Here is a 25,805-nt window from a genome sequence, read left to right on the forward strand (position 1 = left end):
ACATGACCCCGCCTGACGACCCGGCCCTCGTGCGCGTCCTGGCGGCGGACGGGACGTTCGCCCCCACGCCCGAAGCCGAGCGCTACCTGCCGCTCATCGATGCGCTGTCCGATGCCGAGCTCGAGACGTTCTACCGCGACATGGTCGTCGTCCGCGCGTTCGACCGGCAGGCCACCAACCTGCAGCGACAGGGCCAGCTCGCACTGTGGCCCCCGTCGCTCGGTCAGGAGGCCGCGCAGGTCGGGTCGGTGCGCGCCGCCCGCCCGCAGGACCACCTCTTCCCCTCGTACCGCGAGCACGTCGTCGCCACGACCCGCGGCGTCGACCCGATCGACATCATCCGTGTGATGCGCGGTCTCACCCACGGCGGGTGGGACCCCACCGACCCGAAGAACGGCAACGTGCGCATCTACACGCTGGTGCTCGGGTCGCAGACGCTGCACGCCACCGGCTTCGGCATGGGGCTCGTGTTCGACGGCCGCACCGGCACGGGTGACGCGAACCGCGACGAGGCCGTCGTCGTCTACTACGGCGACGGCGCGTCCAGCCAGGGCGACGTGCACGAGGCGATGGTGTTCGCCAACACGTACCGCACGCCCCAGGTCTTCTTCCTGCAGAACAACCACTGGGCCATCTCGGTGCCGGTCGCCACCCAGTCGCGCGCTCCGCTGTACCGCCGCGCCGAGGGCTACGGCATGCCGTCGATCCTCGTCGACGGCAACGACGTGCTCGCCAGCTACGCGGTGTCGCGGCTCGCGCTCGACGAGGCGCGCGCCGGCGACGGTCCCCGCGCGATCGAGGCGATGACCTACCGCATGGGCGCCCACACCACGAGCGATGACCCCACCAAGTACCGCACCTCCGACGAGGAGCAGTCGTGGGCCCGCCGCGACCCGATCGCGCGGATGCGCGCGTACCTCGAGGGCCGGGGGGCCGCGGCATCCTTCTTCGAAGACGTGGATGCCGCCGCCCAGGCCTACGCCGACGACGTGCGGGTGCGCACCAACGCCCTGGGCACGATCGAGCCGGACTCGATGTTCGCCCACGTCTACAGTGAGGACCACCCCCTGATGGTGGAGCAGCGGCGCTGGCTCGCCGCCTACGAGGCATCGCTGGAGGGAGGCGTCTGATGGTCGAGTCCATGCCCCTGGCCAAGGCCCTCAGTGCGGGCCTGCGCGCCGCGATGGCCGCCGACGACCACGTCCTGCTGATGGGCGAGGACATCGGTCGTCTCGGCGGCGTGTTCCGCGTCACCGAGGGCCTGCAGGCCGAGTTCGGCGACCGGCGCGTGCTCGACACGCCGCTGGCGGAGTCGGGCATCGTCGGCACGGCGATCGGTCTCGCGATGGCGGGTTTCCGGCCGATCGTGGAGATCCAGTTCGACGGCTTCGTCTTCCCCGCGTTCGACCAGATCACGACACAGCTCGCGAAGCTGACGAACCGGCACGAGGGCGCGCTGCAGATGCCCGTCGTCATCCGCATCCCCTACGGCGGCCACATCGGCGCGGTCGAGCACCACCAGGAGAGCCCGGAGGCGTACTTCACGCACACGGCGGGCCTGCGGGTCGTGTCGCCGTCGACGGCGAACGACGCGTACTGGATGATCCAGGATGCCGTGCGCTCCCCCGACCCGGTGATCTTCCTCGAGCCCAAGGCGAAGTACTGGATGAAGGGCGACGTCGACGTCGACGAGCGGCCGCTGCCGTTGCACGCCTCGCGCCTCGTGCGCCGCGGCACCGACGTCACGCTCGTCGGCCACGGCGCGATGGTGACGACGCTCCTGCAGGCCGCCGCGCTCGCCGAGAGCGAGGGCACGTCGTGCGAGGTGATCGACCTGCGCTCGCTGTCGCCGATCGACTACGGCCCCATCCTCGACTCGGTGCGCCGCACGGGCCGCATGGTCTACGCGCAGGAGGCACCGGGATTCACCTCGGTCGGCTCTGAGGTCGCGGCGACCGTCATGGAGCGCGCGTTCTTCGCGCTCGAGGCGCCCGTGCTGCGCGTGTCGGGCTTCGACGTGCCGTTCCCGCCCGCCAAGCTCGAGGGCACGTACCTCCCGGATGCCGACCGCATCCTCGAGGCCGTGGACCGCGCCCTCGCCTACTGAACGTCCGCCGCGAAGGAGAACCACGACATGAGCGAGCAGATCTTCCACCTGCCGGACGTCGGTGAAGGACTCACCGAGGCCGAGATCGTGCAGTGGCGCGTCGCGCCCGGTGACGCCGTCGAGGTCAACGACGTGCTGGTCGAGATCGAGACCGCGAAGTCGCTCGTCGAGCTGCCCTCGCCGTTCTCCGGCACCGTGGGCGAGCTGCTCGCGCCCGAGGGGCAGACCGTCACGGTCGGCGCGGCGATCATCACCATCGCCGGCGACGCGGGGGATGCCGCGGCATCCGCTCCCGCCCCGGCCGAGCAGGCCGCGGCATCCGACGACGACGGCGGTGCGGTGCTCGTCGGCTACGGCACGGGCGCCGGGGCCACCTCCCGCCGTAAGCGCCCCGCCGAGCGGGGCGAGACGGTGCGGGCGTCGGTCGGCGTGGTCGCCAAGCCGCCGGTGCGAAAGCTCGCGCGCGACCTCGGGGTCACGCTGTCGGAGGTCACCCCGACCGGTCCCGCCGGGGAGGTCACCCGCGACGACGTCGTGCGCCACGCGGAGCAGGCGAGCGTCTTCCGCAACATCGCGACGCCGGTCGCTCCCGCCGAGCGCGAGCAGACGATCCCGGTCTCCGCGCCGGCGCCCGCCGCTCCGCCCGTGGGCGAGCGTGAGGAGGCGATCCCGGTCAAGGGCGTGCGCAAGGCCACGGCATCCGGCATGGTGCGCTCCGCCTACACGGCGCCCCACGTCTCGGTGTGGACCGATGTCGACGCGACCCGCACGATGGAGCTCGTCAAGCGGCTGAAGGCCTCGCCCGACTTCGCCGACATCAAGGTGTCGCCGCTGCTGATCATGGCGCGCGCCGTGATCTGGGCGGTCCGGCGCACGCCCCTGATCGGCGCCGCGTGGATCGACAAGGAGGACGGCTCCGCCGAGATCCGCGTGCGCAACTACGTCAACCTCGGCATCGCCGCCGCGACGCCCCGCGGCCTGCTCGTGCCGAACATCAAGGACGCGCAGGACCTCAACCTCCGCGAGCTCGCGAAGGCGCTCGAGAAGCTGACGCTGACCGCTCGTGAGGGCAAGACGACCCCGGCCGACCAGCAGGGCGGCACGATCACGATCACGAACATCGGTGTGTTCGGGATGGATGCCGGGACCCCGATCATCAACCCGGGGGAGTCCGGCATCGTCGCGATGGGCACGATCCGCCAGAAGCCGTGGGTCGTCGACGGCGAGGTGCGTCCGCGGTTCGTGACGACGGTCTCGGGCTCGTTCGATCACCGCGTCATCGACGGCGACGGCATGAGCCGGTTCATCGCCGATGTCGCGTCGATCCTCGAGGAGCCCGCGCTGCTGCTGGACTGATCGAGCGGGCCGGCTGCACCACAATGAAGGCATGCTGAGCGTCTTCGTCGCCGCGCTCGCGGCGCTCGTCCCGATCACCAACCCGATCGGCGCGGTCGCCGCCTACGCGGGGCTGGCGGCGCATCTCGACGAGGCGGACCGCCGCCGGCAGTCGTGGCTCACGGGTGTGTACGTCGCGGTGATCCTGACCGTCTTCGCCCTTCTCGGCACGCTGATCCTCGAGTTCTTCGGCATCTCGCTCGGGGCGCTGCAGATCGCGGGCGGCCTGGTCGTGATGCACGCCGGGTTCGGCATGGTCGTGCCGCGCGCTCTGGGGGCGGGGGCCTCGGATGCCGAGAAGGAGCACGCCGCGACGAAGACGGACATCAGCTTCTCGCCCATGGCGCTGCCGCTCATCGCCGGCCCGGGCGCGATCGGCGTCGTCGTCGGTCTCGCGGCGCGCAATCCCGGCATCCTGGACCGCGTCGCGATCGTCGCGGCCGTGCTCGTCATCGCCGCCGCGATCGCGGTGCTGCTGCGCTACGGGACGCCCCTCACCGAGAAGCTCGGTGCGACGGGCGTCGGCGCCATCACGCGCGTGATGGGCTTCCTCATCCTCGCGATCGGCGTGGAGATCCTCGTGCACGGTCTCGCGGCGGCGCTTCCGGGCCTCGCGTGAGCGGACCGTTTCGATGTCGCTCTTGCGTGTTTCGAATGTTTGTTCTATAGTGGGGTGAAGAAACCCCGCGCGTGCCCACCTTCTGTTGCGGGTCCTGTCCTCCGGTTGTGGCCGGGTCAGGGGTGATGATGCACGCGCTGTCGAGTACACGTGAGGGTGATACGACCTGGCCCGGGTTGGATGCCGTGGTGGCCGGTGTCGTGGATGCGCGGCGGTGTGTGGCTCGGGCGCAGGCCGCGGAGGCGCAGTTGCTGGCCGCGGCAGTGGATGTGGTCGCGGAACGTGCCGCGGTGCTGAGGCAGGAGGCGCAGCAACAGGGGCGGTCGGTGAAGTCGTCGGACGCGGATCTGCCGTTGCGGGAGGTCGCGTTGGAGCTCGCGATGGCGTTGCGGGTGTCGGATCGGGGTGTGCAACGGCGGATGTCGGAGGCGTACCTGCTGACGACCCTGTTCCCGCGGACGTTTGAGGTGTGGGCGGGCGGGGAGATCGATGCGGGTCATGCGTGGGCGATCAGCCGCACGGGCACGCTTCTTACCTCTGAAGCGGACCGGGCGCGGTACGAGACCCTCGCCCTGGAGGCGGCCCGGTCGGAGTCGCCAGCGCGGATGAGCGCGGCGGCGAAGGCGATCGCCGCGACCATCGACCCAGCCGCCTTCACCGAGGCCGCGCAGCGCGCGTACGACGAGAGATCCGTGCGCTTGTTCGCCTTGGAGGATGGGATGGCCCGGCTGATCGCGGATCTTCCCGCCCCGCTCGCCCACGCCATCCACGACACCCTGACCGCCCGGGGCCGGGCGATCCTCGATCAGACCGACGAGGACAGCGACGGTGAGGCGGATGTCACCGACGCGGATGCCTTCGCCGATGTCGACACCGATGTCGACACCGATGTGAACACGCGCGTCGCGCGGGGCACGAGTGGCGGCCCGTGTGGCGAGACGCTCATCACGGGCCCCGCCCGCCCCACCGACGCGACCTGCACGACCACGCGCACGGCCACGACCGCCGTGAAGGACACCCGTACGCTGGCGCAGGTGCGTGCGGACATCCTCACCGACCTGCTCCTGACCGCCACTGCCTCCACCCGAGCCACCGGTGCCGGAGTGGAAGCGGTGACGGCGCAGATCCAGGTGACGGTCCCCGCCCTGACCCTCGCCGGCGACCCGAACAGCGGCCCGCCCCTGCTCACCGGGTACGGGCCCATCGACCCGACGACCGCCCGCCGCCTCGCCGGGCTCGCCCCCGGCTGGGATCGGGTGTTCACCGACCCGACCACAGGCATCCCCATCGCCGTCGACCGGTACCGACCCAGCGCGGAAATCCGCCGCTACCTGGCTGCACGGGATGAACGCTGCCGCACCCCCGGCTGCACCCGCCCCGCCCACCGGTGCGACCGCGACCACACCACCGCAGCCGCAGACGGCGGCCCCACAGCACCTGACAACCTCGCCCACCTCTGCCGCCGCCACCACACCGTCAAGCACCACACCGCCTGGCGGGTCCGACACCTCGGCCACGGCACCCTCCAATGGACCTCACCCACCGGACGACACTACGAAGACCGCCCACCCAGCCTCGTCAGATTCGTCCCCACCACCGCCAGACCGAACGACCCGCCCCCCTTCTGAGCGGCGAGGGCCTTCCCGATGTGCACGACCGCGATTGACATCACGCACGCGGGCGCGCCGGCGGACGGCGGCGTCACCGCGCATCCCGACTCTCCGTCCGGCGTCAGCGCGGACGCGAGACCGTGCGAAAGCCCGCGTTGCCCATCGACGAGTCCGGCGTGTTCTGCGAGCGCGCCGAGTTCCGGTAGCGGTTGCAGTACGAGACGTGGCACAGATAGCTCCCGCCGCGCAGGACGCGGGAGGTGCCGGTCGCAGGCCCCCGCGGGTCGACCCGCGGAGAGCGCGCGTAGTAGTCGGGGTCGAACCAGTCTGCGCACCACTCCCAGACGTTGCCCACGGGCTGCCACAGGCCGTAGCCGTTGGGGGCGAACGAGCGCACCGGGGCGGTCGTGAGATAGCCGTCGTCCATCGTGTTCACGCGGGGGAACTCGCCCTGCCAGATGTTCACGGGCCAACCGTCGGTCCCGGGTTCGCGCTCCCCCCAGGGGTACTTCTCGGACTCCCGCCCGCCGCGAGCGGCGCACTCCCACTGCGCCTCGGTGGGCAGCGCGCGTCCGGCCCAGTCGCAGTAGGCGATCGCGTCGTTGAAGCTCACGTGGACGACCGGGTGGTCGGGCAGATCGTCGACCGTCGACGCGCGCCCTCCGGGATGCCGCCAGTCGGCCCCGCGCACGCCGATCCACCAGGGCGTTCCCGGCGCCCTGCCCAGAACGTCCTCCGCGGGGGCGGCGACCGCGAGGTGGAACACGGCGGAGAAGCCGAACGCCTCCGCGTCGGTGACGTATCCGGTCGCCTCCACGAAGGCCGCGAAGGACGCATTGGTCACGGTGGTCGCGTCGATGTCGAACGCGGCGAGCTCGACGGCATGCACCGGGATCTCGCCGTCGCCGACGTTCGCATCGCCCGACGAGTCGCCCATCAGGAACGCTCCCGCCGGCACGTGGATCTGTTCGATGTCGTGGGCGGCGGCCCTCGCCGAACCGTCGTCCGCGCGGCGCACCGGGCCGAGCGCGACGAACGCGTCGCGTCGCGGTCCTCCGCACGAGCAGTTCGGCCCGCACGACCCGCCGTCCTGTCCCGTCGTCATGGTGCCCCCGGTGTGTGCTGTGCGGCCAGGACGAGGACGGCGACGATCGCGGTGACGCCACCGCCGGCGACGAGCCCGGCCAGGACGAGCGTCAGCATCCCGACCGTGGGCACGACGCGATTGGCGGTCAGCTCGCGATACGTGTGCCGGAACCGTCGTTCGCTCAGGAGGTGGAGGGCGACGGCGGTGGCGATGATCGCGAGCGGGACCGGCAGCGCCCAGGGGCCGAGCGCGGACGGCAGCAGCCGCAGCGCGATGAGCCCCGCTCCGCCGATCGTGAGGAGGGTGCGCCGCCACGCCAGCAGCGTCCGCTCCGGCTGGAGCCCAGGGTCGAAGATCTCGGTCATGGCGATTCAGGCGATGAGGAGCCCGAGCACGATCAGCACGGTCACCACGGCGAGGACCACCGCGAGGGGGAGGGCGACGACGGGTACGGGCAGGGGCGTCTGCTGCCGCATCGCCCTCTCGGCCCGGCCCCAGCCCACCCACGCCAGCAGCGGCAGCGCGGCTCCGGCGGCGAGGAGGATGAGGGAGGCCGTCAGGCGCAGAACGGGATGCAGCGGAAGCCCGAGCGCTTCCAGTGCCACCCCGCCCGCGATGAGAGCGAGCGACGTGCGGATCCAGGCGAGGAACGTCCGCTCGTTCGCGAGGGTGAACCGGGGGTCGGGCTCCGTACCGTGCCGGTAGATCCACCGGAGGGTCCGGCCTGCGCGCGGGTTCACCTGGTCTCGCCTTCTGCCGGATGCCGCGTGGTCTGTCTCTCCGAGAGGACGTAGGGCAGCGTCGCGTGCGGGGGATTGCGGCCCGCGATCAGCTGGGACAGGTGTTCGACCAGCGCCTCGCCGCTGGCTTCGGCCGTGACGCCGATGGTCGACACCGCGGGCGTGACGAGCTCGGCCAGTCCGACCTGCTCGCACGCGATGATGGCCAGGTCGTCGGGCACGAGGCGACCGCAGTGGTGCGCCGCGCGCACCGCACTGAGCGCGAGCGGTACGGTGCCCGCGATGATCCCGTCCGCCGGCGTGCTCGCTGACAGTTCGCGCAGCACGAGCTGGGTGGAGGTCGCGTCGGAGTACTGCGTCTGGAGGACGACGGCATCGAGGCCCGCTCGTTCGACCGCGGCGCGGTAGCCGGCTGCCCACCGCGCACCCACGTAGGTGTCGGCGTCGCCGATGAGCAGGATCGGCCGCCGCGACCCGTTCTCGATGAGCCGGGTCGTGGCCGCGTCGGCGATGGACGTGAAGTCCACCCCCACGCCGAACAGGTCGTCTTCGGGGAGGCGGCCGGAGATGACGATCGGCGTTCCGCCGGCGCGGGTCTCCGCGATGACAGCGCCCGCGCGGGAGCGCGACACGTCGTCGCCCGTGGAGATCACGATCCCGTCGACGCCCTGACGAGGAAGCTGACGCAGGAACGTGATGAGCCGCTCCTCGCTGTGATCGAGATCGCAGAGCAGCACGTTGAGGCCGCGTGCCTCCGCGGCGCGCGCGACCGCTTTCGCGACGGCGCTCTGGAACGGCTGCGACGCATCGCCGACCAGCAGTGCGATGGTGTCGAAACGTCCCGTGCGCAGGCCGCGGGCGCGGCTGCTCGGCCGGAAGCCGAGCTCGTCGATCGCGCCCTCGACGCGGGCGATCGTGTCGGCGGGGACGAGGTCGGGATGGTTGAGGACGCGTGAGACCGTGGTGCGCGAGACGCCCGCCAACGCGGCGACGTCCAGGATGGTGGCCGTCCCCGGGGAAGGGGCCGACGGAGAGGTGGCCGGTCGCGATGCAGCCATGCGAGTTCCTCCTCACGTCGTGGTCACACCACGGTATCCGGTGGACGTTCGCGTTCCCGACGGTGGGGCGGAATCGAACACCGCTTGCATGATGCCCTGTTGATCCCCTACCGTAGCGGAATCGATTCCCGGAATCGATTCCAGCGATATTTTTCCCGCCCCGCCTCACACTGGAGTGACCGATGAACCGACCGCACCACCCGCGAGTGCTCACGAAGCAGCAGATGTCGACCCGCGCCCTCGCCGGCGCCACGATCGGCTCCATCCTCGAGTACTACGACTTCTTCGTCTTCGGAACGCTGTCCGCCCTCGTCTTCGGGCGGGTGTTCTTCCCCCAGGACAACCCCGGCGTCGCGTCGCTCCTCGCGCTGGGGACCTTCGCCGTCGGCTTCATCGCCCGTCCGCTCGGCGGCATCATCCTCGGCAACTTCGGCGACCGCATCGGCCGCAAGCGGATCCTGCTCTTCAGCTTCATGCTCACCGGTGGCGTCACGCTCATCATCGGATTCCTGCCGACCTACGCCCAGGTCGGCGTCGTCGCCCCGATCCTCCTCGTCGTCCTGCGTGTCGCGCAGGGCGTCGGCATCGGAGCGGAGTGGAGCGGCGCCGCCCTCCTCGCCGTCGAGCACGCGCCCGACGGGAAGCGGGGCTTCTTCGGCAGTGTCGTGCAGGCCGGTGCGCCGATCGGCGTCATCCTGTCCAGCGGCTCCGTCGCGCTGCTGACGGCCACGATCGGCCTCGAACAGCTCGTCGAGTGGGGCTGGCGCGTGCCGTTCCTGGCGAGTGCGATCCTGTTGCTGGTCGGCATCTGGCTGCGCTTCAGCGTCGACGAGTCCCCCGAGTTCGAGAAGATCGAAGCCGCCGACGACAAGGTGAAGGTCCCCGTCTGGGAGGCCGTCCGTCGCTATCCCGCGCAGATCCTGGCCGCCGTCTTCATCCACGCCAGCGACGCCACCCTCGGACTCGTGGTCGGCGTGTTCGTCCTCGGCTACGCCTCCAACGTCCTCGGCATGGACCCGACGGTCGTCCTGCTCGCCAACATCCTCTCGTCGGTGACGAGCCTCATCATCACGCCCATCGCCGGTCGTCTCGGCGACCGTGTCGGCCAGCGTGCAGTCCTCGTCGTCGGGCTGGTCGCCCTGGTGCTGTGGGCGTTCCCGATGTTCCTGCTGATCGGAACCGCCACCGTCGGGGGCCTGTTCCTCGCCACCGGCATCTCCGGTCTCATCATCGGCACGCTGTTCAGCCAGCAGGCCACCCTGTTCGCCCACTACTTCCCGCCGCGCGTGCGCTACTCGGGCATGTCCGTCGGCTTCCAGCTCGGAACCGTGCTCGGCGGCGGCTTCGGCCCGGTGATCGCTCAAGCGCTCACCGGCGCCGCGAACGGCGCGACCTGGACGGTGTCGATGTACATCGCCTTCATCGCGGTCATCGCCCTGGTGTTCACCATCACGGTGAAGCCGCGCCACACCGTCTCCATCGCCGCCCCGAGCGCGCCCGCGACGGCCCCGGCCACCCGGTGACCGTGCCGTCCCCCGCAGAAAGCAGTCACCGATGACGACCCTCGACCCTTCCTTCCGCGGATCCGTCGGCACCACCGTGGCGGATTCCGTCCCGTGGTGGCCCGAGCCGAACACGACGCCGCGACGGAACCTCGTCGTCGTGATCCTGGACGACACGGGGTGGTCCGATCTCGGATGCTTCGGCTCGGAGATCGCCACCCCCCACATCGACGCGCTCGCGCACAACGGGGTGAGATACAGCAACTTCCACGTCACCCCCCTGTGCTCGCCGACGCGGGCCTCCTTCCTCACCGGGAAGAACAACCACGCCGTCGGGATGCGGTTCCTCGCCGACACCGACACCGGCTTCCCGAACTCCCGCGGATCGGTGCGGGCGGGAACGCCCGTGCTGCCGCAGGTGCTGCGCGAGCAGGGGTACGGCACCTATCTCGTCGGCAAGTGGCACCTCGCCCCGCTCCACGAGATCACTCCCGCGGGTCCGCACGGCAACTGGCCGCTGGCGCTCGGCTTCGACCGCTATTACGGCTTCCTCGACGGGTGCACCGACCAGTACGAGCCGGAGCTCTACGAGGACAACCACGCCGTCCCCACCCCCACGCGGGACGGGTACCACCTCAGCGAGGATCTCGTCGACAGGTCGATCTCGTACCTGCGCGACCACCTCTCGTTCCGGCCGAACGATCCGTTCTACCTGCAGGTGGCCTTCGGGGCGACCCACGCGCCGTTCCAGGCGCCGCGCGCGTTCATCGACAAGTACCTCGACGAGTTCGCGAAGGGGTGGGACCAGACGCGACGTGAGCGCCTCGCGCGGCAGATCCTCACCGGCGTCGTCCCGTCGGGCACGCCTCTGACCGAGCGCAACGAGGGCGTCAGCGCGTGGGAGGAGCTCACCGACGCCGAGCGCGAGGTGTTCACCCACCTGCAGTCCGCCTTCGCCGGGTTCCTCGAGCACACGGATGCGCAGATCGGACGGCTGCTGAACGCCCTGGAGGAGTTCGGTCAGACCGATGACACCGTGTTCGCGCTCTTCTCCGACAACGGCGCCTCGCGCGAGGGCGGCCCGACGGGCGACGTCGACACCAACGGACCGTACAGCGGCATCCGTCGCCCCGCGGCGGCGATGGTCGGCGAGCTCGACAGGGTCGGCTCGGTCACCGGCGGCGCGCACTATCCCGAGGGATGGGCGATGGCGGGGAACACGCCCTTCCGGCGCTACAAGCAGTTCGTCGACCTCGGCGGCGTGCGCTCGCCGCTCGTCATCTCCACGCCCGAGACGTCGCGGGCCGCGGTGCGGACCCAGTTCATGCACGTGGTCGACCTCGCACCGACGCTCTACGACCTCATCGGGGCGACCGCTCCCGACGGGATGGACGGTGAGAGTCTCGCCGAGAGCATCGTGGATGCCACGGCCCCCGTCGGCCGCACCACGCAGTACTGGGAGACGCTCGGCCACCGCGCGATCTGGCACGACGGGTGGCGTGCGGTGACGGCTCACGAGGTCGGCGCGCCGTACGCCGACGACACCTGGCGCCTCTACGACACGCGCACCGACTTCGCCGAGGCGCGCGACGTCGCGGCGGAGCACCCCGACGTGCTCCGCCGGCTTCAGGACCTCTGGTGGCAGGAGGCGGGCCGTCACGACGTCCTGCCGCTCGACGACCGCCCGCTGCGCGTTCTCATCGAGCTCGCCGGACCGCACGGGCTGATCGCGCAGGACCGTCTCGAGCTGCGTCCGGGTCAGAGCCACGTCCCCGGCGCGACCGGGGTCACCGGCTCCCACCGCACCCTGACCGTCCGCGCCCGGCTCGCCGCCGACGTCAGCGCCCTCACGGGAACCATCCTGTCCTCCGGCAACGCGCAGGGCGGCTACTTCCTGTCGGTGCAGGGCGGCGTGCTGCGCTTCGAGCACAAGCTCCTCGACACGCACCTGGCGCTGGTCGGCGACCGGCCGATCCCGCCCGATGCGCAGACCGTCGGATTCACTCTGCACGCCGCGGAAGACCGTCGGGCCCGCGTCCGTCTGACGATCGACGACGTCCCGGCATCCGACGAGCTGGTGATCCCGACGTCGTCCTCGCACCTCTCCTTCTGGGGCCTCGACGTCGGTGCCGGCGTCGTCTCCGGATTCAGCCCGCTGCAGACCATCGCCCTGCCGGCGCAGACGATCGCGCTCGTGACGATGGATGCCTCGCCGCAGGAGGACGACGCGCGCGAGCGCGCCGACGTCATCCTCGCCTCCGAATGACCGATCCGACCCAGAGAGGGCTCCCCGATGTCTGAACCGTCCCCCACCCACCAGGCCGCCGCTGCTGCCGCCGACATCGCACGTCTGACCGGCGTCGCCGAGCACGACATCGCCGTGACGCTCGGCAGCGGCTGGAAGACGGCCGTCGAGCACCTCGGCACCACCGTCGCCGACATCCCCGCCGCCGAGGTCACGGGCTTCCGTGCCTCCGCCGTCCAGGGGCACGCCGGAACGCTCCGCTCCCTCGTCACGGATGACGGGACCCGGGTGCTCGTGCTCGGCGCGCGCACCCACTTCTACGAAGGACACGGCGTCGCCGCGACCGTCCACGGCGTCCGCACGGCCGCCGCCGCGGGTGTGAAGACGATGATCCTCACCAACGGCGCGGGCGCCCTCGACCCCGACCGCATCCCCGGCACGGCGGCACTGATCACCGATCACATCAACCTCACCGCGCTGTCTCCCGTGACCGGCGCCCGCTTCATCGATCTGACCGACCTCTACTCGTCGCGGCTGCGCACCCTCGCGCACGCCGTCGCGCCGGAGCTCGGCGAGGCCGTGTACGTGCAGCTCACGGGTCCGCACTACGAGACCCCGGCCGAGGTCCGCATGCTCCGCGGCCTCGGCGGCGACCTCGTCGGGATGTCCACCGCGCTCGAAGCGATCGCCGCCCGCGAGGCGGGGCTCGAGGTCCTCGGGCTGTCGCTGATCACGAATCTCGGCGCCGGCCTCCAGTCCGGGGCGCTGAGCCACCAGGAGGTGCTGGAGGCCGGGAAGTCGGCCGAGGCGACCCTCGGTCCGCTGCTGGCGCGCGTCATCCGCGCGATCGCCGCCGACTCCTGAGGGGGGTGGGCGCCCGTTCACACGGAGGACGACGCCCAGCCCGCCGTCCTGAGGGCGCTCTCCGCGCGCCAGCGGGAGATCACCTCTTTCAGGCGGGCTTTGGTTCCGGCTGCGGCGGGATCGTCCCACAGCGAGTGCTCCTCGTGCGGGTCGGTGCGGAGGTCGAACAGCTGACCCTCGTCGGAGTCGATGAACTCCACGAGCTTCCACTCCGTGTCCCGCACCATGGTCATCAGAGCCGTCTCGGTGAGGATCATGTCGCGGGCGTGCTCGGCGAAGACGTGTGCGCGTCCCTCCCAGCCGTCGCCGGTCAGCGCCCCGCGCAGTGAGGTGGCCTCCATCCACGGGGGGATGTCCGCGCCGGCGAGCTCGAGGATCGTGGGACCGAGGTCGAAGAGCGAGGCGAGGCCGTCGACCCGCGATCCCTGGCGGACGAACTTCGGGCCCCACACGATGGCGGGCACGCGCACGCTTCCCTCGTACATCGTCCACTTCTGGCTGTGGCCGTGGTCGCCGAGCGTGTCTCCGTGGTCGGAGGTGAAGATGACGACCGTGTTGTCGAGCACTCCCCGTGCCTCGAGGGCGTCGAGCAGGCGGCCGATCTGCGCGTCGATCATGGAGATGTTCGCGAGATAGTGGCGGCGCTGTCGCAGGCTCCGGTGCCGCTCGGGGTCTTCGTCGTGCACGACCGAGTCGTGGTCGTTGCGCACGTGCTCGGTGCGGAGGGCCTTGAGCACGGACGGCTGGCCGTCACGGTCGGCCGCGGAGTTCACCGGCTCCGGCACCTCTCGCCCCTCGAAGAGATCGAGATGCGCGGGCACGGCGTCGTAGGGCGGATGCGGCCCGGGGAAGCCGATCTGCAGGAAGAAGGGGAGGTCCGTCAGACCCGGGAAGACGTCCACCCAGTGCCGCGCCATGTTCCCGACGAAGTTGTCGACGTGCAGCTCCTCGGGAAGCTCCCAGACGAACGCCCCGAGACGATCCTGGTAGTCGGGCACGTCGCGCAGCGTCCGACGGTCGGGCTTGACGTACCCGTGGCTCCACAGCGCCTTGTCCCAGTTGTCGAAGAGGAAAGGCAGCTCGGGATTGCCGCGATCCTTGTTCTCCATCACGTGGCGCTCGTGGAATCCGACGGCGGCGTCATAGGGGAACGTGTGCATCTTCCCGACGTTCACGCAGCGGTAGCCCTGAGCGGCGACGCGCTCGACCCAGGAGTGTCGCCAGACGTCGTCGTTGCGGTAGACGCCGGTGGTGTGCGGGTACAGGCCGGTGAACAGGCTCGCACGGGAGGGCGCGCACGACGGTGAGGTCACGTACATGTTGGTGAAGGCGGTGCCTTCCCGCACGAGGCGGTCGAGGTGGGGCGTGATGGCATGCGAGTGCCCGAGCGCGGCGATGGTGTCCCAGCGCTGCTGATCCGTGATGATGAACACCACATTCGGCGGGGTGTCTGACTGAGGCATGAATCATCTCCGATTCGTTCACACGGCTCTCGTGCCTGACGCAGGCTCGAACTCTGAGGGAAAGCTAGCACAGGTGCTCACATATGAGAGCCTTTATCCCATTTTGCCGCTCGTATGAGCGCTCACCGCATGCTGAGGCCGCCGTCGACGTCGAGGCAGGCTCCCGTGACGTACGCGGCGTCCGACCCGAGCAGGAAAGCGATCGCGGTGGCCACCTCGCGGGTCGAGCCCAGACGCTCGAGCGCGATGCCGGCGGCCGCGTCGCGGCGGACGTCGGCGAGGGCGCGGCCCGTGTCCTCGGCGACCTTCTCCATGACGGATGTCTGCATGGGGGTCGCGATCAGGCCCGGGCAGACCGAGTTCACGCGGATGCGAGGCGACAGCTCCCGGGCGAACGCCTTGGTGAGGTTCACCACGGCGGCTTTCGAGGCCGAGTACGCCATGGAGGCGGGGAAGCGCGCGAGGTGCGCCGAGGTCGAGGCGATGTTCACGATCGCGCCGCCGTCGACCAGTCCCGTGCCGGCGGCGCGGCAGAGATGGAACACCGATTTCACGTTCACGTCGATCGTGCGGTCCCACATGTCGTCGGTGATCTCGTCGACGGGGGCGGAGAGTGCGATGCCGGCGGCGTTCACGAGCCCGACCGCGCCCTCGAGCGCGGTGGCGACGACGGCGCGGCCATCGGCATCGCTGAGATCTGCGGCGACGACGCCGGCGGAGTCGCCAGCGGAGGGGCGGACATCCGTGGCGAAGACCTCGTAGCCTCGTTCCCGCAGCGTCGCCACGATGGCCCCGCCGATCGCGCCGCCCGCTCCGGTGACGACGACGCGGCCGAGGGGGCGGGGTGTGGAGCTACTCATGGTCGTCATGCCTCTCGAATCAGAGTCGCTCATATGAGCGCTTTTGTGTCACACTGGATGCTGACTGTTCTACCCCGCCACGTGATGCATGTGCAAGGAAGCCACAATGACCGACATCGCCGCCACCGACCCGCTCCTCTCGAAGGAACTCATCACCCGTGTGGCTCACGCCTACTACCTGAAGGACGAGTCGAAGGTCGACATCGCCAAGCAGCACGGGATCAGTCGATTCCAGGTCGCCCGGCTGCTGCAACGGGCGCGTGAGCTGGAGATCGTCAAGATCGAGGTGCGTTCGCTGGACGGCGTGAACCTCGGGCTCAGCGAGCGGTTGCGGGCAAAGCTGGGGCTGACCGCGGCATGGGTCGTCGACTCCTCCGACCCGGCCGACGTCGTCGACATCATCGGCGCCACGATGGCGCGGATCCTGGAGGAGACCGTCCACCCCGGCGACGTCATCGGGATGTCGTGGAGCCGTGCGCTCGTCGCGATGACGCGGCACCTCGAACGTCTCCCGAAGTGCGTGACCGTCCAGCTCGCCGGACATGCCGGCAACAGCGCCGATCTCCCCGACAGCTCGGAGCTCGTGCGCCGGATCGCGCGCGCGTCCGGGGGAGCCGCCTATGCGATCCCGTCTCCGCTGCTCGTCACGGACGAAGGCGCGTTGCGCTCGCTCCTCGGCCAGCCGATGATCTCCGCCGCCACGGCGATGTTCGATGCGATCGACGTCGCGGCGATCTCGATCGGCGCGTGGCGTCCGGACGAGTCCGCGGTGTACGCGGCCGCCTCGGAGCGCGACCGCGCTCGCGCCAGCGAGCTCGGCGTGGTGGGCGAGATGAACGGGCGGCTGTTCGACGCCGACGGTGTGCCGGAGGACTCCGTCATCGGCAATCGCGTCGTCGGCATCCCCCTGGATCAGCTCGCGAGGATCCCGCGGCTGATCGCCGGCAGTTTCGGGGCGGCGCGTGCCGAGGCCACCATCGCCGCCACGCGTGCCGGCTACGTCAATGAGCTGATCGCCGATCGGCGGCTCGCGGAGGCCATCCTGAGCGCGTGAGCGCCTGACCCCGTTCCGCCCCGCGCGATCTCGTTCTTGCGCGGGGCGGCGTCATCCCGTACAAATGATCATACGAGCACCTCAACCGCTCGAATGATTGGGACGAGAATGACCTCGAACACGGGATCGGGCACGGCCGCCTTCGATTTCTCCGGCGCGCGCGTCCTCGTCACCGGCGGCTCGCGCGGCATCGGTCAGGCCATCGTCGACGCCTTCGTCGCCGCGGGCGCGGACGTCACGTCGGTGCAGCGCAGCGACCGGGCGGGCGATGCGGCGAGAGTGCGGCGGATCGCGGCGGATCTCACCCTGCCGGACGACGTGGAAGCGGTCATCGCGCAGGTGCGGGCCGCGGGCGGCGTCGACGTGTTGGTGAACAACGCGGGACTGCAGGCGTGGCACGACTCGACCGACTTCCCCCTCGACGAGTTCGACCGGATCCTGTCGATCAACCTGCGTGCCGTGTTCCGGCTGAGTCAGGCGCTGGGCGGCGACATGCTGCGCAACGGGGCGGGGAAGATCATCAACATCGCATCGATGACGTCGTTCGTCGGCGGCTTCCGCGCTCCCGCCTATGCGGCCTCCAAAGGCGCCGTCGCGCAGCTGACCAAGGCGCTGTCGAACGAGTGGGCGGGTCGCGGTCTCAACGTCAACGCCATCGCCCCCGGATACATCGACACCGAGCTCAACCAAGAGCTCAAGGCCGACGCGGCGCGCTCGCGAGAGGTCTCCCACCGGATCCCCGCGGGCAGATGGGGGACCCCCGAGGACATCGCCGGCGCGGCGCTGTTCCTCGCCTCCGACGCGGCCGCCTACATCCACGGCGTCGTCCTGGCCGTCGACGGCGGCTGGCTCGCCCGCTGAACACCCCGCACCCTCAGAAAGGCCTCGCAATGGAGCGACTCACTCAAGACACCCTCGCGGCACTGCCGGAGGACATCGCCCGGCCCACCTACGACCGCAGCGCCGTCACCGCCGGAATCGCCCACATCGGCGTGGGCGGCTTCCACCGCGCGCATCAGGCGATGTACGTCGATCGCCTCCTGCAGCGCGGGCAGGCGCGGGAGTGGGGCATCTGCGGCATCGGCCTGCTGCCCACCGACGCGCACATGCGCGACGTCATGCGCGAGCAGGACGGCCTCTACACCCTCGTGCTCACGCACGCCGACGGCCGCCGCGAGCGTCGCATCATCGGGAGCATCGTCGACTACCTGTTCGCGCCCGACGACATCGAGGCGGTGCTGGAGAGGCTCGCCTCCGCAGAGATCCGCATCGTCTCGCTGACGGTCACCGAGGGGGGATACAACTTCTCCGCCTCGACGGGCGAGTTCGACTTCGCCAACCCCGCCGTCGTCGCCGACCTGCGAGACCCGACGCGACCGAGCACGGTGTTCGGCATCGTCACCGAGGCGCTCGCGCGCCGCCGGGACCGAGGCATTCCGCCCTTCACGGTCCTGTCGTGCGACAACGTCCAGGGCAACGGCGCCATCGCCCGGCGTGTGTTCTGCGCGTTCGCGAGCCGGCGGGATGCGGAGCTCGGCGCGTGGGTGGAGCGGCACGTGACGTTCCCCGACACGATGGTCGACCGCATCACGCCGGTCACCTCGGACGCGGACCGGGTGGAGAACGACGCGGCCATCGGCGTGCACGATGCGTGGCCGGTCGTCTGCGAGCCCTTCGAACAGTGGGTCATCCGGGACGACTTCGTGAACGATCGACCGGAGTGGGATCGCGTCGGCGCGCAGTTCGTCGCGGACGTCCATCCCTACGAGCTGATGAAGCTCCGTCTGCTCAACTCCAGTCACCAGGCGATGTGCTACTTCGGGGTGCTGGCGGGCTACACCTTCGCGCACGAGGCGGCGACGGATCCCGACATCGAGCGCCTGTTGCGCCGATACATGGACGAGGAGGGCACGCCGACCCTCGAGCCGGTCCCTGGGATCGATCTGACCGACTACAAGGACACGCTCATCGAGCGCTTCCAGAACCCGGAGGTGCGCGACACCCTCGCTCGGCTGTGTGCGGACTCCTCCAACCGCATCCCCAAGTGGCTCCTGCCGGTCGTTCGCGATCAGCTCGCCCGGAGCGGCCAGGTGCACCTCTCCGCCGCGATCGTGGCGAGCTGGGCGCGGTACGCGGCAGGGGTCGACGAGAGCGGGAAGGCGATCGAGGTCGTCGACGCGCTCAAGGAGCAGGTGATGGCCGCGGCGCGGGCCCGCCGGGACGACCCGCTGGCCTTCCTGCGCAACGAGGAGCTGTTCGGCTCCCTCGCGGACGAGCCCGCCTTCACCGATCCCTACCTGCGGGCGCTGGACTCCCTGTGGAGCGAGGGGGCGAAGCGCACCGTCGCCGTGCTGGCCGCGTCCGCGGATCCGGCCTCCCGCACCGCCGAGGACGCCCGATGACGACGACGAGGACGCTCGCGCTCAAGGACGTCCCCCGCCGCCGCCGGCCCTCGCTGGAGCCGGTGTGGCGCCGCGAGCCCAGGAAGCTCACGTCCCTGCTCATCTCGGTCGGCTCCGCCGTGGCACTGATCGCCGTCTGGGCGTGGGTGACACGTCCCGGAGGCGCGATCTCCCCGCTCTTCCTGCCCTCGCCGGGCGACGTGTGGGATGCCGCCGTCCGCTTGATCGAACGTCCCTACCTGGGCTCGACGCTCGGCGGGCACATCGTCTCGAGCCTGACCACCGTCATCGCCGGCTGGCTGCTCGCGGCGGCCGTCGGCATCCCTCTCGGAGTGTGGATCGGCTGGTCGCGCAAGGCCCGGTGGACGGTCTACCCGATCTTCCAGCTGCTGCGACCCATCCCGCCCATCGCGTGGATCCCGTTGGCCCTCGTCTGGTTCGGCATCGGGGATCCTTCGCGGGTGTTCGTGGTGTTCGTCTCCGCGATCGTTCCCTGGACGCTGAACTCGATCCACGCCGTCACCTCGGTGGAGCCCACCCTCGTCAACGCGGCACGCGTCCTCGGGGCGCCGCCGCTGACCATCCTGGGACGCGTCGTGATCCCGACGGCGATGGCCACGTTGCTCGCCGGCGGTCAGATCGCGATGGGAAACGCCTGGACGACGGTCATCGCCGCCGAGCTGCTGGGCGCGCTCAGCGGACTCGGATACGTCGCCCTCAACTCCTCGCGCACCCTCGACACCGACATCTTGCTGGTGTCGATGATCACCATCGGACTGATCGGAGCGCTGTTGTCCGCATTGATGAAGCTGCTCACCCCGGGAGGACGGCGATGACCGTCGTGAACGACCTTCCCGCCACCGTGACCAACGCGGTCGTCGACAGACCGCGGCGCGCTGCACGATTCGACACCGGTGCCATCGTCTGGACGACCGGGACGCTCGTGGGCCTGATGATCCTGTGGATCGTGGCGACCGACGTCCTCCAGCTCGTTCCCGAACGGGTGCTCCCGTCGCCGTCGGCGGTCGCCGGGAAGTTCGTCCAGGTCCTCGTGGAGCCGTTCGCCGGCGCGACGCTCGGAGGCCATGTCCTGGCGTCGCTCGGCCGATGGCTGAGCGGTGTGCTGATCGCGATCGTCGTGGGGGTGCCGCTGGGGTTCATCCTCGCGTGGATCCCGGTCGTCCGCGCGATCGTGGCGCCCGTCTTCGAGCTGCTGCGCTACATCCCGCCCTTCGCCTGGATTCCCATCGCGGTCCTGTGGATGGGCGCGAACACGTCGGCGCAGGCGCTCGTCGTCTTCATCGCCGCGTTTCCGGCGATCGTGATCAACAGCCGCCTCGGCGTCACGCAGGTCGACCCTCTGCTCGTGAAGGCGGCGCGCACGACCGGAGCCGGCTCGGCGCGGATCCTCGCCTCCGTGGTCGGCCCGGTGGCCGCCGCATCCGCCTTCACGGGTGTGCGCATCGGATTCGGAAACGGGTGGATGGCGCTCGTCGGCGCCGAGCTCATCGTGGGCAAGCAGGGCCTCGGCAACCTCATCCTCCAGGGGCAGGCCAACCTGTCCACGCCCATCATCATCGTCGGGATGATCTGCATCGCCGTCGTCGCGACGGTCTTCGACATCATCCTCCAGCGCATCCAGCGGCTGCTCTTCTCGTGGGCGCCGAAGAACAAGGGGAACTGACCCATGAACGACATCTCCACCGACAGCCCCACCGCCGCGGCCGTCCCCCTCGAGGGCGGAACCGTCCCGAAGATGCAGGTGCGCGGCGTCTCCAAGCGGTTCGTCACCAAGAGGGGCGAGGTGCAGGCGCTCGCCGAATGCGACCTCTCCATCGCGGAGGGTGAGTTCGTGACGATCGTCGGCCCGTCCGGGTGCGGCAAGTCGACGCTCATGATGATCGCCGCGGGTCTGGAGGATGCGACCACGGGCGAGATCCTCGTCGACGGCAAGGTCGCCGGTCAGCCGGGCCCGAACCGGAGCGTCGTGTTCCAGAAGTTCGCGCTCTTCCCCTCCCAGACCGTGTTCCACAACATCGAGTTCGGCCTCAAGGTCGCGCGGGTGCCGAAAGCCGAGCGCGAGCGCCGCGTGGACGCACAGCTCGCCCTGATGGGACTCAAGAAGTTCAGGAACTCGTACCCCCACGAGCTGTCCGGCGGCATGCAGCAGCGCGTGGCGATCGCCCGCGCCCCCGTCGTGCGGCCGGAGATCCTCCTGATGGACGAGCCGTTCGGCGCGCTCGACGCCCAGACGCGGACGCTCCTGCAGGAGGAGGTCTCACGCCTGCACCGCCACGATCGGTACACGGTCCTGTTCATCACGCACAGCGTCGAGGAGGCCGTGTATCTCGCGGACCGCGTCATCGTGATGAGCGCGCGCCCGGGACGCATCAAAGCGGAGATCCACGTCCCCCGCGATGCCGAGTGGCGCGCGGCAGACATCGAAGCGGCGATGGGCTACGCCGACTTCAGTGAGATCCGCCAGCGGATCTGGTCGCTCGTCCGGGAAGAGATCGTCACGGACGACTGATCCGCACACCCGAAGCCCGTTCCCCACAGAAGCCCGTCCACCACAAAGGAGTGTTTGATGAAGAAGAAGCGAACCAGCATCCGAGTCCTCACCACCGTCGCCACGTTGGCGACGATCGCCCTCACCGCGAGCGGCTGCGCGGGGGGAGGGGGCAGCGGTCAGGCGGATGCCGACGGCGTGACCCACATCACCATCGCGACGCAGGCGCAGCCCACCGGGTTCTCGCTGTGGCTGGCCCAGGACCTCGGCTACTACAAGGAGGCGGGCCTGGACGTCGACTTCCAGATCGCCGAGAGCGGGGCGGCCCTGCTCGCATCGGGCGCGGCCGGTGACTGGCAGGTCGGGTACATGGGCGGTCCGCCGCTCATCAGCGGCTACAAGACCTGGGGTCTGCTCCCCGCCGGAGCGATGATGGACGAGTACCGCAACCTCATCCTCTTCATGGACAAGGACGTCCTCGCGGGCACCGATCCGGCGACGGCGCTCGCCACGACGCCCGTCGGCGTCGTCGCGAACAGCACCAGCGCCCAGCTCCTCTACGCCTGCGCCGACGCACTCGGTGTCGCCGCGGCCGACATCGAGACGGTCCCGCTCGATCCGGCCGCCATCGCGAACGGGATGCTGAACGACGACATCAACGCCGCCGTCCTGTTCTCGGTCAACAACGCGCCCCTCCTGGCGGACCCCGACAAGTACGTGCAGGTGTGCGACGGGGAGAAGGCGGGGGTGTCCATCCTCGACCCGTACGTCGTCACACCCCGCTTCTGGGCCGAGAACCCGGATGCCGCCGCGGCGTGGGTCGACGCCGTGTACAAGGCCAACGAGTGGATCATCGACACGCCTCGGGACGAGGTGCTGGCCACGTTCCAGGTCTTCCTCAAGGAGATGGGAATCGAGGCGACCGACGAGGAGGCCACGTACGCTCTCGACGCGCGGCAGTGGCTGACCTTCGACCAGGCGCTGGAGCAGATGCGCGGGACCGCCTTCACGGACAGCCTCACCAAGACGGCGGAGTTCCTCGTCGGGGCGGGCGTCTACGACGAGATGCCGGCGATCCCCGAGCTGAACGCGAAGGGGCTGGAGATCATGGAGGCCGCGGCCCAGCGCCGCTGACCTCGGCATCCGCACGATGCCGGAGCGCCCCGCGTCGGGCTGGGCGCTCCGGCATCTCCACTCGACAGGAGGGGCAGTCCCATGACGGTCATCATCGGTTCGGATCACGGAGGGCACGATCTCCGGCGCGACCTCCTGACGCACCTGCGTGCGCGGGGCGTGCCCGTGCGGGACATCGGACCCGCAGACGATGCGATCGTCGACTTCCCCGACGTCGCCGCGCAGCTGACCACTGCCCTCCTGCGCAGCGAGGAGGGAAGCCGCGGCATTCTGATCTGCGGCTCCGGCGTCGGGGTGTCGATCGCCGCGAACAAGGTGCGCGGCATCCGTGCGGCGCTCGCGCACGACCACTACTCGGCGCACCAGAGCGTGGAGCACGATGACGCGAACGTGCTCTGTCTGGGAGGACGTGTCGTCGGAACCCAGGTGGCGCGTGAGCTGGTCGACGCCTTCCTCGGCGCGACGTATCAGGGGGGAAGCGACTTCGAGCGTCGCCTCCGAAAGGTGATCGCCCTCGAGAGCGGGCACGGCGAGCGCGAGCGATAGGCGCCAGGAGCGCCAGGAGCGCCAGGACCGCCGCAGCCGTCCCCGACGCTCAGGCGGTGAGGTGCTCGATGAGGATCTGCGTGCCGATGCCGATCAGCACGAGTCCGCCGAGGATCTCGGCGGGCCGGCGGAAGCGGGTGCCGATGCGGTAGCCGATGAACACCGCGATGAACGACAGGGCGAACGTCACGAGACCGATCGCGGTCACGGCGACCGCGACGTCGACGTTCAGGAAGGCGAACGACACCCCGACGGCGAGGGCGTCGATGCTGGTGGCGACCGACAGCAGCACGACCTCGCGGGTCGTGAACGCCTCGACGTCGTGGACATGTTCGGCTTCCCCGGCCTCCGTCGGCGCGTCGGGGGTGAGGGCCTCCCACAGCATCTTTCCGCCGACCAGCGCGAGCAGGCCGAACGAGATCCAGTGGTCGAACGGGGCGATGGCGTCCGCGAAGGTCGAGCCGAGCAGCCAGCCCAGCAGCGGCATGACCGCCTGGGCGACACCGAAGGCGGTCGCGAAGACGAGGGCCGTGCGCAGCACGTGGGCCCGCAGCTGGAGGCCCTTGCCCAGGGCGACGGCGAAGGCATCCGCCGATACGCCGAGGGCGAGCAGCAGAAGAGTCCAGGGTGAGATGACGGCTCCTCGGAACGGAAAGGCGACGACCGGAGAGGTCACGGTCGGAAAGGGGTGACGGGCCGTCCGCGTGCGCCGTCGGCGCGGGGGCCGAACAACAGCCTGACGTCGCGCGGTGCGCTCGTTCAAGCCGAGAGCCCGGATTGACAGCATTTCGGGCCGCCCGGATTTGATAACGATTATCACTAGCCGTACTCTGGGGGACATGAAGCGTCCCGTCGTCCTCCTCGCCGCGCTGACCGCGGCATCCGCCCTCGCGCTCACCGGCTGCTCCAGCTCGACCGGTGCGTCCTCCACGCCCTCCGCCTCCGCCGACGGCACGATCGCCGTCGTCGCCTCCACCAACGTGTACGGCGACATCGCGAAGACGATCGGCGGCGAGCACGTCGAGGTCACCGCCCTGATCGCCGACGAGAGCAAGGACCCGCACGAGTTCGAGGCCACGGCGGCCGACCAGCTCGACATCCAGAACGCGCAGCTGCTCATCGAGAACGGCGGCGGCTACGACCCGTTCATGGCGACGCTGAAGGATGCCGCGAAGTCGGACGCGCCGCTCATCAGCGCCGTGACGTTCTCCCGCGAATGGACGGGCTCCGACCCGTCCGAGGCCGTCGACGGCTTCAACGAGCACGTCTTCTACGACCCGCAGACCATCGCGGCCGTCGCCGACGAGATCGCCGCCCAGTTGGGCGCCCTCGACCCCGCGGAGGCGAGCGTGTTCACCGCCAACGCGAAGGCGTTCCGGGCGGACATCGACGCGAAGGTCACGCCGATCCTCACCGAGGTGGCGGCGGCCCACACCGGCACCGAGATCTTCGTCACCGAGCCGGTGCCGCTGTACCTCGCCGAAGCCGCGGGTCTGACGAACGTCACGCCCGCCGCCTTCAGTGAGGCCGTCGAGGAGGGGCAGGACGTGCCTCCCGCGACCCTTCTGGACGCGCTCACCCTCGTCGGCGGCGGGTCGGTGAAGATCGTCTTCGTCAACGCGCAGGCGGCCGGCGCGGAGACCACGCAGGTCGAGACGAAGGCCGGCGAGGCGGGCGTTCCCGTCATCAAGGCGTCGGAACTGCTCCCCGAGGGCGAGAACTACGTATCGTGGATGACCGACATGGCCACGCAGATCAAGAGCGCCCTGGGTTCGTGACCCCGGCGACATCCTCACCCCTTCGCATCATGGCCGCCGCGCTCTCGCGCGGCGGCCATGAGCTGTGGCGCGGCCTCGACCTCGAGCTCCAGCCCGGCGAGCTCGTCGCCGTGCTCGGCCCGAGCGGGGCCGGCAAGACCACGCTCCTGCGTGCCGTGCTAGGCCTGGAGCGGCTGACCGGCGGCACCATCGAGGCCCTCGGCGAGCGCGTCCGTCGCGCCGGCAACCGCCGCATCGGCTACATCCCCCAGCAGCGCCCGCTGCCCCGGCACACGGCCATGCGCGGGCGCGACCTCGTGCGCCTCGGCGTCGACGGCCACCGCTTCGGTCCGCCCCTGCCGCGCCGCGGCGACCGTCGGCGCGTGCAGGAGCTCATCGACGCCGTCGGGGCGACCGGCTTCGCCGACCGCCCCGTGGGCCTGCTGTCCGGTGGCGAGCAGCAGCGGCTGCGCGTCGGGCAGGCGCTCGCCGACGAGCCCGGCCTGCTGCTGTGCGACGAGCCGCTGACGAGCCTCGACCTGGCCAACCAGCGCGACGTGATCGATCTGATCGATCGCTACCGCACCGCGAGCGGCGCCGGGGTGCTGCTGGTCACCCACGACATCAACCCCGTGCTCGAGAAGGTCGACCGCATCCTCTACCTGACGGGCGGCCGCTTCACGCTGGGCCGGCCCGACGAGGTGCTGACCTCGCAGACGCTGACCGCCCTCTACGACACGCCCGTGCACGTCGCGCGCGTCGGGGGACGACTGGTCGTCGTCGGCGCCCCCGACTCGGATGCCGACCACCATCACCACGGCGACGCCGCCGCACCGGGAGCTGTCGCGTGAAC

At 70.4% G+C, this 25,805-nt stretch carries 25 protein-coding genes; 18 read left to right on the forward strand and 7 right to left on the reverse strand.

Annotated features, from left to right (window positions below; genetic code table 11):
- Positions 1–2: 2 nt before the first annotated feature.
- The 5 genes from L0965_RS00790 (at position 3) to L0965_RS00810 (ending at position 5,749) form a co-directional block, all read left to right on the forward strand.
- Complete coding sequence (locus L0965_RS00790; RefSeq protein ID WP_101305322.1) at positions 3–1,130, forward strand: thiamine pyrophosphate-dependent enzyme; 1,128 nt, start codon at positions 3–5, stop codon at positions 1,128–1,130.
- Complete coding sequence (locus L0965_RS00795; RefSeq protein WP_060959764.1) at positions 1,130–2,107, forward strand: alpha-ketoacid dehydrogenase subunit beta; 978 nt, start codon at positions 1,130–1,132, stop codon at positions 2,105–2,107. Before L0965_RS00790 ends, L0965_RS00795 begins: the two co-directional genes overlap by 1 nt.
- A 27-nt stretch (positions 2,108–2,134) precedes the next feature.
- The gene (locus L0965_RS00800) at positions 2,135–3,463 is read left to right on the forward strand and encodes a dihydrolipoamide acetyltransferase family protein (RefSeq protein WP_101305323.1); all 1,329 of its coding nucleotides are present in this window, start codon (positions 2,135–2,137) and stop codon (positions 3,461–3,463) included.
- 31 nt (positions 3,464–3,494) lie between these two features.
- Positions 3,495–4,121, forward strand: a complete 627-nt coding sequence (locus tag L0965_RS00805) for a MarC family protein (protein WP_101305324.1) — start codon at positions 3,495–3,497, stop codon at positions 4,119–4,121.
- A 107-nt stretch (positions 4,122–4,228) separates the two neighbouring features.
- Positions 4,229–5,749, forward strand: coding sequence for an HNH endonuclease signature motif containing protein (locus L0965_RS00810; protein ID WP_234057899.1), 1,521 nt, complete (start codon positions 4,229–4,231; stop codon positions 5,747–5,749).
- A gap of 103 nt (positions 5,750–5,852) precedes the next feature.
- Here L0965_RS00810 and L0965_RS00815 read toward each other — a convergent pair whose 3' ends face one another.
- From L0965_RS00815 to L0965_RS00830, 4 genes are read right to left on the reverse strand one after another with little or no spacing between them, the layout of a single operon-like run.
- Positions 5,853–6,836 (reverse strand): formylglycine-generating enzyme family protein, encoded by a 984-nt coding sequence (locus tag L0965_RS00815; RefSeq protein WP_101305325.1) that lies wholly within the window; start codon positions 6,834–6,836, stop codon positions 5,853–5,855.
- The gene (locus tag L0965_RS00820) at positions 6,833–7,183 is read right to left on the reverse strand and encodes a DUF202 domain-containing protein (RefSeq protein ID WP_101305326.1); all 351 of its coding nucleotides are present in this window, start codon (positions 7,181–7,183) and stop codon (positions 6,833–6,835) included. The genes L0965_RS00815 and L0965_RS00820 overlap by 4 nt, the downstream gene beginning before the upstream one ends.
- A gap of 6 nt (positions 7,184–7,189) precedes the next feature.
- Positions 7,190–7,558 carry a YidH family protein gene (locus L0965_RS00825; RefSeq protein ID WP_101305327.1) on the reverse strand — a complete coding sequence of 123 codons (369 nt, stop codon included), beginning with the start codon at positions 7,556–7,558 and terminating at the stop codon, positions 7,190–7,192.
- Entirely contained in the window at positions 7,555–8,616 is a 1,062-nt protein-coding gene (locus L0965_RS00830) for a LacI family DNA-binding transcriptional regulator (RefSeq protein WP_061782191.1), read from the reverse strand. The genes L0965_RS00825 and L0965_RS00830 overlap by 4 nt, the downstream gene beginning before the upstream one ends.
- Before the next feature lie 182 nt (positions 8,617–8,798).
- Here L0965_RS00830 and L0965_RS00835 point away from each other — a divergent pair, with 182 nt between their 5' ends.
- The 3 genes from L0965_RS00835 to L0965_RS00845 are packed head-to-tail and all read left to right on the forward strand — an operon-like array spanning position 8,799 to position 13,227.
- Positions 8,799–10,139 (forward strand): MFS transporter, encoded by a 1,341-nt coding sequence (locus tag L0965_RS00835; RefSeq protein WP_101305328.1) that lies wholly within the window; start codon positions 8,799–8,801, stop codon positions 10,137–10,139.
- A 31-nt stretch (positions 10,140–10,170) separates the two neighbouring features.
- Positions 10,171–12,384 (forward strand): arylsulfatase, encoded by a 2,214-nt coding sequence (locus tag L0965_RS00840; RefSeq protein ID WP_101305329.1) that lies wholly within the window; start codon positions 10,171–10,173, stop codon positions 12,382–12,384.
- A gap of 27 nt (positions 12,385–12,411) precedes the next feature.
- On the forward strand, positions 12,412–13,227 hold the full coding sequence (locus L0965_RS00845; RefSeq protein ID WP_101305330.1) for a purine-nucleoside phosphorylase: 816 nt from the start codon (positions 12,412–12,414) through the stop codon (positions 13,225–13,227).
- 17 nt (positions 13,228–13,244) lie between these two features.
- Here the strand turns inward: L0965_RS00845 and L0965_RS00850 are convergent, their stop codons facing one another.
- Positions 13,245–14,690 carry a sulfatase gene (locus L0965_RS00850; protein ID WP_101305331.1) on the reverse strand — a complete coding sequence of 482 codons (1,446 nt, stop codon included), beginning with the start codon at positions 14,688–14,690 and terminating at the stop codon, positions 13,245–13,247.
- Between the two features lie 122 nt (positions 14,691–14,812).
- Positions 14,813–15,550 (reverse strand): SDR family NAD(P)-dependent oxidoreductase, encoded by a 738-nt coding sequence (locus tag L0965_RS00855; RefSeq protein WP_157831544.1) that lies wholly within the window; start codon positions 15,548–15,550, stop codon positions 14,813–14,815.
- A gap of 106 nt (positions 15,551–15,656) precedes the next feature.
- Between L0965_RS00855 and L0965_RS00860 the strand changes: the two genes are divergently transcribed.
- The 8 genes from L0965_RS00860 (at position 15,657) to rpiB (ending at position 23,195) form a co-directional block, all read left to right on the forward strand.
- Positions 15,657–16,604, forward strand: a complete 948-nt coding sequence (locus L0965_RS00860; protein WP_157831545.1) for a sugar-binding transcriptional regulator — start codon at positions 15,657–15,659, stop codon at positions 16,602–16,604.
- Between the two features lie 108 nt (positions 16,605–16,712).
- Positions 16,713–17,465, forward strand: coding sequence for an SDR family NAD(P)-dependent oxidoreductase (locus L0965_RS00865; protein ID WP_101305334.1), 753 nt, complete (start codon positions 16,713–16,715; stop codon positions 17,463–17,465).
- A gap of 29 nt (positions 17,466–17,494) precedes the next feature.
- Positions 17,495–19,006: a mannitol dehydrogenase family protein gene (locus L0965_RS00870; protein WP_101305335.1), complete on the forward strand. Its 1,512-nt coding sequence runs from the start codon at positions 17,495–17,497 to the stop codon at positions 19,004–19,006.
- Positions 19,003–19,842, forward strand: coding sequence for an ABC transporter permease (locus L0965_RS00875; RefSeq protein ID WP_101305336.1), 840 nt, complete (start codon positions 19,003–19,005; stop codon positions 19,840–19,842). Before L0965_RS00870 ends, L0965_RS00875 begins: the two co-directional genes overlap by 4 nt.
- Complete coding sequence (locus L0965_RS00880) at positions 19,839–20,690, forward strand: ABC transporter permease (protein WP_101305337.1); 852 nt, start codon at positions 19,839–19,841, stop codon at positions 20,688–20,690. Before L0965_RS00875 ends, L0965_RS00880 begins: the two co-directional genes overlap by 4 nt.
- A 3-nt stretch (positions 20,691–20,693) precedes the next feature.
- On the forward strand, positions 20,694–21,536 hold the full coding sequence (locus tag L0965_RS00885; protein ID WP_232783965.1) for an ABC transporter ATP-binding protein: 843 nt from the start codon (positions 20,694–20,696) through the stop codon (positions 21,534–21,536).
- A gap of 57 nt (positions 21,537–21,593) precedes the next feature.
- Positions 21,594–22,649 carry an ABC transporter substrate-binding protein gene (locus tag L0965_RS00890; RefSeq protein ID WP_101305338.1) on the forward strand — a complete coding sequence of 352 codons (1,056 nt, stop codon included), beginning with the start codon at positions 21,594–21,596 and terminating at the stop codon, positions 22,647–22,649.
- Between the two features lie 81 nt (positions 22,650–22,730).
- On the forward strand, positions 22,731–23,195 hold the full coding sequence (rpiB, locus tag L0965_RS00895; RefSeq protein ID WP_101305339.1) for a ribose 5-phosphate isomerase B: 465 nt from the start codon (positions 22,731–22,733) through the stop codon (positions 23,193–23,195).
- A gap of 49 nt (positions 23,196–23,244) precedes the next feature.
- Here the strand turns inward: rpiB and L0965_RS00900 are convergent, their stop codons facing one another.
- Positions 23,245–23,871 (reverse strand): manganese efflux pump MntP family protein, encoded by a 627-nt coding sequence (locus tag L0965_RS00900; RefSeq protein ID WP_060959756.1) that lies wholly within the window; start codon positions 23,869–23,871, stop codon positions 23,245–23,247.
- A gap of 163 nt (positions 23,872–24,034) precedes the next feature.
- Here L0965_RS00900 and L0965_RS00905 point away from each other — a divergent pair, with 163 nt between their 5' ends.
- Both L0965_RS00905 and L0965_RS00910 read left to right on the forward strand, forming a co-directional pair.
- The gene (locus L0965_RS00905; RefSeq protein ID WP_101305340.1) at positions 24,035–24,973 is read left to right on the forward strand and encodes a metal ABC transporter solute-binding protein, Zn/Mn family; all 939 of its coding nucleotides are present in this window, start codon (positions 24,035–24,037) and stop codon (positions 24,971–24,973) included.
- Between the two features lie 29 nt (positions 24,974–25,002).
- The gene (locus L0965_RS00910) at positions 25,003–25,803 is read left to right on the forward strand and encodes a metal ABC transporter ATP-binding protein (protein ID WP_232783966.1); all 801 of its coding nucleotides are present in this window, start codon (positions 25,003–25,005) and stop codon (positions 25,801–25,803) included.
- The last annotated feature ends 2 nt before the right edge of the window (positions 25,804–25,805 follow it).

Origin of the sequence: Microbacterium sp. NFH-22A-Y (assembly GCF_021401375.1) — a bacterium.
GTDB classification, from domain to species: domain Bacteria; phylum Actinomycetota; class Actinomycetes; order Actinomycetales; family Microbacteriaceae; genus Microbacterium; species Microbacterium hominis.

Bases quoted from the DNA above. Each gene is read 5' to 3' on its own strand.
- L0965_RS00800 (WP_101305323.1), top strand. From the start codon at position 2,135: ATGAGCGAGCAGATCTTCCACCTGCCGGACGTCGGTGAAGGACTCACC.
- L0965_RS00805 (WP_101305324.1), top strand. From the start codon at position 3,495: ATGCTGAGCGTCTTCGTCGCCGCGCTCGCGGCGCTCGTCCCGATCACC.
- L0965_RS00885 (WP_232783965.1), top strand. From the start codon at position 20,694: ATGAACGACATCTCCACCGACAGCCCCACCGCCGCGGCCGTCCCCCTC.
- L0965_RS00910 (WP_232783966.1), top strand. From the start codon at position 25,003: ATGGCCGCCGCGCTCTCGCGCGGCGGCCATGAGCTGTGGCGCGGCCTC.
- L0965_RS00845 (WP_101305330.1), top strand. From the start codon at position 12,412: ATGTCTGAACCGTCCCCCACCCACCAGGCCGCCGCTGCTGCCGCCGAC.
- L0965_RS00820 (WP_101305326.1), bottom strand. From the start codon at position 7,183: ATGACCGAGATCTTCGACCCTGGGCTCCAGCCGGAGCGGACGCTGCTG.
- L0965_RS00790 (WP_101305322.1), top strand. From the start codon at position 3: ATGACCCCGCCTGACGACCCGGCCCTCGTGCGCGTCCTGGCGGCGGAC.
- L0965_RS00865 (WP_101305334.1), top strand. From the start codon at position 16,713: ATGACCTCGAACACGGGATCGGGCACGGCCGCCTTCGATTTCTCCGGC.
- L0965_RS00840 (WP_101305329.1), top strand. From the start codon at position 10,171: ATGACGACCCTCGACCCTTCCTTCCGCGGATCCGTCGGCACCACCGTG.
- L0965_RS00880 (WP_101305337.1), top strand. From the start codon at position 19,839: ATGACCGTCGTGAACGACCTTCCCGCCACCGTGACCAACGCGGTCGTC.
- L0965_RS00905 (WP_101305340.1), top strand. From the start codon at position 24,035: ATGAAGCGTCCCGTCGTCCTCCTCGCCGCGCTGACCGCGGCATCCGCC.
- L0965_RS00830 (WP_061782191.1), bottom strand. From the start codon at position 8,616: ATGGCTGCATCGCGACCGGCCACCTCTCCGTCGGCCCCTTCCCCGGGG.
- L0965_RS00850 (WP_101305331.1), bottom strand. From the start codon at position 14,690: ATGCCTCAGTCAGACACCCCGCCGAATGTGGTGTTCATCATCACGGAT.
- L0965_RS00835 (WP_101305328.1), top strand. From the start codon at position 8,799: ATGAACCGACCGCACCACCCGCGAGTGCTCACGAAGCAGCAGATGTCG.
- L0965_RS00815 (WP_101305325.1), bottom strand. From the start codon at position 6,836: ATGACGACGGGACAGGACGGCGGGTCGTGCGGGCCGAACTGCTCGTGC.
- L0965_RS00795 (WP_060959764.1), top strand. From the start codon at position 1,130: ATGGTCGAGTCCATGCCCCTGGCCAAGGCCCTCAGTGCGGGCCTGCGC.
- L0965_RS00855 (WP_157831544.1), bottom strand. From the start codon at position 15,550: ATGAGTAGCTCCACACCCCGCCCCCTCGGCCGCGTCGTCGTCACCGGA.
- L0965_RS00875 (WP_101305336.1), top strand. From the start codon at position 19,003: ATGACGACGACGAGGACGCTCGCGCTCAAGGACGTCCCCCGCCGCCGC.
- L0965_RS00870 (WP_101305335.1), top strand. From the start codon at position 17,495: ATGGAGCGACTCACTCAAGACACCCTCGCGGCACTGCCGGAGGACATC.
- L0965_RS00860 (WP_157831545.1), top strand. From the start codon at position 15,657: ATGACCGACATCGCCGCCACCGACCCGCTCCTCTCGAAGGAACTCATC.
- L0965_RS00890 (WP_101305338.1), top strand. From the start codon at position 21,594: ATGAAGAAGAAGCGAACCAGCATCCGAGTCCTCACCACCGTCGCCACG.
- rpiB (WP_101305339.1), top strand. From the start codon at position 22,731: ATGACGGTCATCATCGGTTCGGATCACGGAGGGCACGATCTCCGGCGC.